At 72.6% G+C, this 702-nt stretch carries 1 protein-coding gene; it reads right to left on the bottom strand.

The window, feature by feature from the left end; translation table 11 throughout:
* Positions 1-690: SDR family NAD(P)-dependent oxidoreductase (locus D3273_RS27945; RefSeq protein ID WP_245501431.1), on the bottom strand; the 690-nt coding region annotated here is incomplete at its 3' end.
* Positions 691-702: the final 12 nt, after the last annotated feature.

Here is a 702-nt window from a genome sequence, read left to right as displayed (position 1 = left end):
GAGCTTGCCGAGCGCGCCGCCGCTGCGGGCTGCCAGGACGAGGCGTGCCCCCCGCTTCGCCGCCATGCGGGCCGTTGCGAGGCCGATGCCGGACGAGGCACCGGTGATGATGATGACCTGCTCGGCGATGGGCTTCAATCTCGGGGACATGCGGCCTCCTTTGGTTCCGTTGCGGTTGGTGATGTTCCCGGGTGCCCGGGGGCGCTGGACCGGCCGGTACGCCGTGCCGTCCTCGGCCCTGGCGGGCCGGTCGAGGTAGAGGCCGTGCTCCGGCACCGCGACGCGGTCGAAGTCGCGGGCCAGGCCGTGGAGCGCGTCGCGCATCTCCGTCCCTCGCATGGCGCGGCCATGGCCGGTGATGACGAGATCGGGATCGAGCTTGGCCAGGGCTTCGACCGAAGCGCGCGCCGCGTCCCAGTCCGTCGTGTAGTAGCGCGGCGGCCCGTGCAACTCCGGCGCCTGAGTGATGGTGGCGTAGGCGGATTCGGCGGCCGTGGTCACGAAGGCGTCGCCCACGATGAGGGCGCGGTCGCCCTCGCGCCACAGCGAGACATGACCGGCGGAGTGGCCGGGCGTGTGGATCCAGCGCCAGCCCGGCATGTCCGGCACCGTGCCGTCCTCCGGCAAGGCGCGCAGGCGAGTCGACACGTCGACGGGCTTCGTGGGGTAGAGCGGCGACAGCTTGGCCATCAAGCCGCCCCC

Source organism: Lichenibacterium minor (assembly GCF_004137685.1).
GTDB lineage: Bacteria > Pseudomonadota > Alphaproteobacteria > Rhizobiales > Beijerinckiaceae > Lichenihabitans > Lichenihabitans minor.
This window is presented reverse-complemented; position numbering and strand designations above follow the sequence as displayed.